The sequence below is a fragment of the Oceanibaculum sp. genome, from assembly GCF_022449305.1.
Classification (GTDB): Bacteria; Pseudomonadota; Alphaproteobacteria; order Oceanibaculales; family Oceanibaculaceae; genus Oceanibaculum; species Oceanibaculum indicum.
Window position 1 is genome coordinate 1 of sequence record NZ_JAKUSO010000100.1, and the last position, 6,863, is coordinate 6,863.

General features: G+C 64.6%; 6 protein-coding genes and 2 pseudogenes. 3 read left to right on the forward strand and 5 right to left on the reverse strand.

Annotation, left to right across the window (positions count from 1 at the left end; genetic code table 11):
- Positions 1-466, reverse strand: a pseudogene (locus MK313_RS17490) (hypothetical protein); the annotation flags it as partial.
- An 85-nt stretch (positions 467-551) separates the two neighbouring features.
- Positions 552-1,031, reverse strand: coding sequence for an L-2-amino-thiazoline-4-carboxylic acid hydrolase (locus MK313_RS17495; protein WP_121217474.1), 480 nt, complete (start codon positions 1,029-1,031; stop codon positions 552-554).
- Positions 1,032-1,188: 157 nt separating this feature from the next.
- Here MK313_RS17495 and MK313_RS17500 point away from each other — a divergent pair, with 157 nt between their 5' ends.
- Genes MK313_RS17500 through MK313_RS17510 form a run of 3 tightly spaced genes read left to right on the forward strand, consistent with a single transcriptional unit; the run spans position 1,189 to position 4,968 of the window.
- Positions 1,189-2,409 carry a CoA transferase gene (locus MK313_RS17500; protein ID WP_287783391.1) on the forward strand — a complete coding sequence of 407 codons (1,221 nt, stop codon included), beginning with the start codon at positions 1,189-1,191 and terminating at the stop codon, positions 2,407-2,409.
- Between the two features lie 5 nt (positions 2,410-2,414).
- Positions 2,415-4,052, forward strand: coding sequence for an amidohydrolase (locus MK313_RS17505; RefSeq protein ID WP_287783394.1), 1,638 nt, complete (start codon positions 2,415-2,417; stop codon positions 4,050-4,052).
- A gap of 4 nt (positions 4,053-4,056) precedes the next feature.
- Complete coding sequence (locus MK313_RS17510; protein WP_287783397.1) at positions 4,057-4,968, forward strand: CobW family GTP-binding protein; 912 nt, start codon at positions 4,057-4,059, stop codon at positions 4,966-4,968.
- A gap of 3 nt (positions 4,969-4,971) precedes the next feature.
- Here the strand turns inward: MK313_RS17510 and MK313_RS17515 are convergent, their stop codons facing one another.
- The 3 genes and pseudogenes from MK313_RS17515 to cydB all read right to left on the reverse strand — a co-directional run bounded on the left by MK313_RS17515 (position 4,972) and on the right by cydB (position 6,862).
- Entirely contained in the window at positions 4,972-5,478 is a 507-nt protein-coding gene (locus MK313_RS17515) for a PAS domain-containing protein (protein ID WP_008945282.1), read from the reverse strand.
- 133 nt (positions 5,479-5,611) lie between these two features.
- Entirely contained in the window at positions 5,612-5,731 is a 120-nt protein-coding gene (cydX, locus tag MK313_RS17520; protein WP_008945283.1) for a cytochrome bd-I oxidase subunit CydX, read from the reverse strand.
- Positions 5,732-5,743: 12 nt separating this feature from the next.
- Positions 5,744-6,862, reverse strand: a pseudogene (gene cydB / locus MK313_RS17525) (cytochrome d ubiquinol oxidase subunit II).
- Position 6,863 lies beyond the last annotated feature (1 nt).

Consider the following 6,863-nt stretch of genomic DNA (forward strand, 5'->3'; position numbering starts at 1 on the left):
GGTTGTCATAATTGTCGCCCATGACACGGGCCAACGCCGGATCGACTTCCATTCCGGTCCGCGCCAGCTCGCGCCGGAAGGCGATGAATTCCCTGGCGGCCCGGTCCAGTTCATTGAAGGCGGCAATTCTTGACGGTTCGATCAGCAGGCGCCAGTCGCCCATATTCTGCTCGATCTCTGTAACCAGCGCCTGAATGCCGATAGCAAACTGCCGTGCTGAATCGGTGGTGTCGGACATATAGACACCGCGCGAATCCATGACCGTGGCATAGACCAGCGCATTGGTTCTCTCGCCCAGGATGGCGCGCTGCTTCGCCTGCTGCGCCTGCTTCACGATAGTGTTGTAACTGTCGAGGGTGGATAGGGTGATGATCGCAATGATGATCGAGGCGGCCAGCTGCACGCCAACCACCAGGAAGATTTTCGTTGCGATTCCCATCCGGCCCAGCAGGCCAACAACATCCATGAGACGATTCCCGTCCGTTTTAGGGACGAGGCTAGGCCGGATTTAGTTAAAAACTTATAAAGGACCGTCAGTTTTTCCGACAGCGTCAGTCTTTCCGGTAGCGGAACCGGAAATCGCAGTGGCTGGCGCCCTGCATCACCGTCTGGGTACGGGTCATTTCGATCTTCGGGTCATAGCCCTCGCACAGCGCGCCGTCGCGCTGGCAGGACAGCAGGTGGCCAATATGGCCCAGGCCCATCTCGTGATACATCTCGGCATAGGCGCAGCGGCGAATGTTAAAGTCGAATTTCTCGGCTGACTGTTCCAGCAGCTCGAAATCATAGGCACCGCCTTCCTTCCAGCGCTCGAACAGCACGGCGAAGCTTTCCAGGCTGGTACCCCCCTTCTCCTCCGCCGCAAATTCCCGCCCGCTGTCCCGCGCCGCCTGGCGGATCGCCTTGCCCAGCAACTCCTGCGCTTTCTCCCGGCCCAGCTCGCGCTCCAGCGTCTCGTAGATCGGCTTCACGATGCCGGCCTCGATGCGGCGCTGTTCCAGGATGGTGAGCTTCGGTCGGGACTCGGTCATGTCATTCCTATCCGCAGGGTTGCTTTCGGTAAGCGGCATTGTCCGGTGAGCCGCCCGCCCTGTGCAAGACCGCATGTCGAATCGTATGGACAGGCCGGGATGGCGAGCGGCTATGCTTGCCGCGCACGATAATCCGTGAAGCGGGAGGAACAACCAAGTGCCAGGCGTTCTGAGCAATCTGCGCGTCGTCGAGGTGTCGGCCTATGTCGCGGCCCCGCTGGGCGGCATGACGCTGGCCCAGCTCGGTGCCGATCTCATCCAGATCAGCCCGAAATCCGGGCGCATCGACTATAACCGCTGGCCGCAGACCGACGATGGCAAGAGCCTGTACTGGGCCGGGCTGAATAAGGCCAAGCGCTCCATCCGCATCGACCTCGCCCGCCCCGAGGGGCAGGAACTGGCGGCATCCCTGATCGCCGGAAAGGAAGGCGATGGCGGCGGCATCCTGATGACCAACCTGCCCTCGCGCGGCTGGATGTCCTATGAGGCGCTGAAGCAGCGCCGCGACGATCTCATCATGCTGAAGCTGACCGGCAATTACGATGGCTCGGCGGCGGTCGATTACACGGTGAACTGCGCCAGCGGCTTCCCGATGGTGACCGGCGACGGCACCCAGCCGATCAACCACGCCATCCCGGTCTGGGATATCGCCACTGGCCTCTACCTCGCCACCGGTACGCTGGCCGCCGTGCAGCATCGCCTGGCGACCGGCAAGGGCCAGGAAGTCTCCATCGCGCTCTCCGACGTCATGCTGGCGACGGTAGGCAATCTCGGTTACATCGCCGAGGCGCAGGTGACCGGCCGGCAGCGTCCGGCCATCGGCAACCATCTCTATGGCGGGTTCGGGCGGGATTTTGCAACAAAGGATGGCCGCGCCGTCATGGTCGCCGCCTTCTCCGACCGGCAATGGCAGAGCCTGCTGCGGGCCACCGGCACCGAGGACCGCATGCCGCATGTCGCCGCCGCGATGGGCGTCGATCTGTCGGACGAGGCCGGGCGCTATGCCGCACGAGACGCCATTGCCGCCGTGCTGGCGCCCTGGTTCGCGGCGCGGACGCTGGCCGATATCCGCCAGGCCTTCGAGGGCAGCGGCGTGCTGTGGGGGCCGTTCCAGGATTTCCGGCAGCTGGTCGCGGAAGATGTACGCTGCTCAACCGCCAATCCGTTGTTCCGCGAGGCGGAGCAGCCAGGCATCGGCACCTATTTGACGCCGCATATCCCGCTGTCCTTCGGCGCCGCCCCGCATGGCGACATCGTGCCGGCCCCAGCGCTTGGCCAGCATAGCGAGGCGGTGCTGGCCGATGTGCTGGGCCTGTCCTCCGGCGAGATCGGCAGGCTGTTCGACAGCGGCCTCGTCGTCGGGCCGGACCGGGAGTGACGGCGATGATCACCATCTTCGAGGCGCGCAAGATCCTGACCATGAACCCGGCCCGCCCGCTGGCCAACCATGTCGCGGTACGCGACGGGCGCATCCTCGGCGCCGGCAAGCTGGAGGAGTTGACCGGCTGGGGCGAGCACAGGATCGACCGGCAATTCGCCGACAAGGTGCTGATGCCGGGGCTGGTCGAGGGGCACAGCCATATCTCCGAGGGTGTGTTCTGGCAGTCGGTCTATTGCGGCTATTTCGACCGCATGGACCCGGACGGGAAAATCTGGCCAGGCCTGAAGAGCGTCGATTCCGTGCTGGACCGGCTGCGCGAGGCAGATGCCAAGCTGAAAGATGCCGCAAAGCCGCTGAGCGGCTGGGCGCTGGACCCGATCTATTTCGGCAGCGCGCGCATCGGCCGGGCCGATCTGGACAAGGTCTCGACCGACCGTCCCATCGCGGTGATGCATGCCAGCGGCCATATCCTCAGCGTGAACAGCAAGGCGCTGGAGCTGGCCGGTTTCCTGCGCACCGGCATCAACCATCAGGGCGTGCCGCTGGACGCGGAAGGGCTGCCCACCGGCGAGCTGAAGGGGCCGGAGGCGATGATGCCGGTCGGCCGCCATGCGGGTTTCGACCGCGAGGCACAGGCCGGCGACGAGACAGGCCTCAGGCAGTTCGCCCGGCTGTGCGTGCGCAAGGGCGTGACCACCGCCACCGACCTTGCCAATCTGCTGCCCGACAATGCGGTGGCGATGATGCGCCGCGTCACCGGCGAGGACCGCTTTCCGGTCCGCATCGCCTCCTTCCGGCGCTTCGTCGGCATGACGCCGGCGGCGCTGATCGACCGCGCGCTGGAGCTGAAGAAACAGAGCACCGACCGGCTGCGGCTGGGCGGCATCAAGTTGTTCGCCGATGGCTCGATCCAGGGCTTCTCCGCCCGGCTCCGCTGGCCCGGCTATTATAATGGCCAGCCGAATGGCCTGTGGTACGTGACGCCGGAACATCTGGCCGAGGCGCTGGAACTGGCGCTGGCCAACGACATCCTAGCGCATATACACACCAATGGCGACGAGGCGACGGAACTGATGCTGGATACGCTGGAATCCGTCCTGCGCCGCCAGCCCGGCCCGGATCATCGTTTCACCCTGCAGCATTGCCAGCTGGCCGATGCCGCGCAGTTCCGCCGCATGAAGAAACTGGGCCTGTGCGCCAATCTGTTCCCTAATCATCATTTCTACTGGGGCGACCAGCATTACGCGATCACCGTCGGACCGGAACGGGCGGAACGCATGAATGCCTGCGCCACCGCGCTGGCGACCGGCGTGCCGCTGGCGATTCATTCCGATGCGCCGGTCACGCCTCTGGGGCCGCTCTTCACCGCCTGGGCGGCGGTCAACCGGATCACCGCCAGCGGGCGCGTGCTGGGCGAGGCCGAACGTATCTCCGTCGCCGATGCGCTGCGCACCATCACGCTGGGCGCGGCCTATACGCTGAAGCTGGATGGCGAGGTCGGCTCCATCGAGGCCGGCAAACGCGCCGATTTCGCGGTGCTGGAGGACGACCCGACGGAGATCGCACCGGAGGCGCTGAAGGATGTCCGGGTCTGGGGCACGGTGCAGGATGGCCGGGTCTTCGCCGCCGCCGACATCTGAGGCGATGGCGCCGCTTCCCGTAACCGTCATCGGCGGCTATCTGGGTGCCGGCAAGACGACGCTGGTGAACCATCTGCTGCGCCACCCGGACGGCCGGCGGCTGGCCGTGCTGGTGAACGAATTCGGTGACCTTCCTATCGATGCCGACCTGATCGAGCGCCGCGACGAGGACATGATCGCCATTGCCGGCGGCTGCGTGTGCTGCAGCTATGGCAGCGACCTGATCGAGGCGCTGGAGCGCATGCTGATCCTTGATCCGCGCCCGGACCATCTGCTGATCGAGGCCAGCGGCGTTGCCCTGCCCGGCGGCATTGCCAGTTCCCTGACGCTGCTCATGGGCTATCGGCTGGATGCGGTGCTGGTGCTGGCCGATGCCGAGACGATCCGTGCCCGCGCGACCGACCGTTATCTAGGCGATACAATCGCCCGGCAGCTCGCCGAAGCCGATCTCGTGCTGCTGAACAAGGCCGATCTCGTTTTGCCGGACGATCTTGCGGAAACCGTACACTGGCTGGAGGGGGCCAGCCCCAGCGCCCGCATCGTCACCACGACGAACGCGGCAATCGCCACCGGCATCGCCCTGGGACTTGCGGCAGGGCGCCCACCAGCGCCAAAGCATGCGCATCATCACAGCGCCGGTTATGACACGGACAACTTCCCAGTGACGGAGCCGGTTCAGGCGGAAGAACTGGCGCGCGCACTGGCCGACCCGGCATTATGCCTGCTGCGCGCCAAGGGCTTCGTCGCTGCTGCCGATGGGACGCTGCACACGATCCAGACCGTCGCGCGGCGCTGGAGTGTCTCCCCAGCACCCGCCGGCCTTGCGGGGCCGGGGCGGCTGGTCGCCATCGCCCTGCCCGGCCAGCTTGACCGCGACGCCATCCGCCGCGCTATCGAGGCGGCCAGCACCACCTGACCATCATTTCACCTCGACCCCGTCGGAGTGGTACATGATCGACAGGATCATCAGCAGATCGACCGTCACCCCATCGGCGGCAAAGGGCAGGATCATGTTCTGCACGAACCGGTGTTCCCGGTCATGGACGAAGGCGACCCGGCCAAAGCGATAGGTCGCGCGGCCCGTCTCAACCGCCGCCATGTAGCGGCTGGCGATATCCGGCCGCGTGCGGAAGGCGTCGTGAACCTCGTCAAGCCAGCGACCCGTCGGGTCCATGCCCAGCGTTTCCACCTCCATGGTGCCGGCCAGCCGGTAACGGAAGCGCGGGCCGGGCTGGACCACGTCCAGCATCCAGACACGCGGCATGATGCGCGCGATATCCAGCGGATCGAAGTGCTGGCGGCCCGGCAGCTGGCCCGGCGGGGTGATCTCCCGCCAGTAATCGTGAAAGCGGCTTATATCCGGGTGCCAATGCGTCCGGTCGGTACTGGCATCGACAAACACCCAACCATCGGTGAGCCCTTCCATGAAACCTCCCCCGGTATTTTTAGAAATTCTAATACCGAAAAAGGTTTATGGAAAGTTAACTAATAATTCTTCCAAAATACCGAAAAGGTTTTCGGAAATTATTATTCACGATTGTACCTGTCTATAAGGTACATCAGGATATATCAGGGTTTTCTTTCTTACGGTCTTCTTCCATCAGCTCGAACCACATCGCGTTCAGGATGGCGAAGGCCGCGGCAAGCGGCAGGCCCAGCACCCAGGCGAAATACCACATCGCGTTCTCTCCTCAGTAAGCCGTATCCTGGCTGTCCTCGATGTCCTTGGCGGTCACCTTGCCCCACAGCACTTTGTACACCCAGCTGGTATAGGCCAGGATCAGCGGCAGGAAGATCGCCGTCGCCACCAGCATGTTGAACAGGGTGGAATGGCTCGACCCCGAATCCCAGACCGTCAGGCTGGAGCGCGGATCGATGGAGCTTGGCAGGATGAACGGAAACATCGACAGGCCGACCGTCGAGATGATCCCGACCACGCTCATCTTCGAGAACAGGAAGGTCGAGACCTCCCGCCCGCGCAACAGCCCCAGTAAGGCGCCCAGCGCGCCCAGGAAGCCCATGGCCGGGGCGATCACCATCCAGGGATAAGTGGCGTAATTGGCAAACCACAGGCCCGGCTCCACCGCCACTTCCTTGCGTAGCGGGTTGCTTGCCATGTCCGGCGTGATGCCGGCTGTGATGCGGTAGCCGTCGATGCCGAGCCATATCCACACACCGCCCAGCGCGAACAGCACGATCACCGCCGCCGCCGCCAGCACGCCATAGTCGCGTGCCCGCCGGGCGACCATGCCCGTGGCTTTCAGCCCCAGCCAGCCACCGCCATGCATCACCAGCATCGCGACGCTGAGCACGCCGCACAGCAGCGCAAACGGGTTCAGCAGGCCGAAGAAGCCGCCCTCATAGAACGGCCGCAGCTCGTCGCTCAGCCGGAAGGGCACGCCCTGCAGCACATTGCCGACGGCCACACCGAACACCAGCGCCGGCACGAAGCCGCCGATGAACAGCGCCCAGTCCCACATCTCCCGCCAGCGCGGGTCGTCCCGCTTGGAGCGGTATTTGAAGCCGACCGGCCGCAGGATCAGCGCCGCCAGGATCAGGAACATGGCAATGTAGAAGCCGGAGAAGCTGACGGCATAGAGCGGTGGCCAGGCGGCGAAGATCGCCCCGCCCCCCAGGATGAACCACACCTGATTGCCTTCCCACACCGGGGCAATGGTGTTGATCGCGATACGCCCCTACAAATAAATCCACAAAGCGAAGAGCAGCAGCGTGCCCACCCCCATGTCGAAACCGTCGGTAACGGCGAAGCCGATCAACCGCACGCCCCGCAGAACCCCCCAGATCAGCATG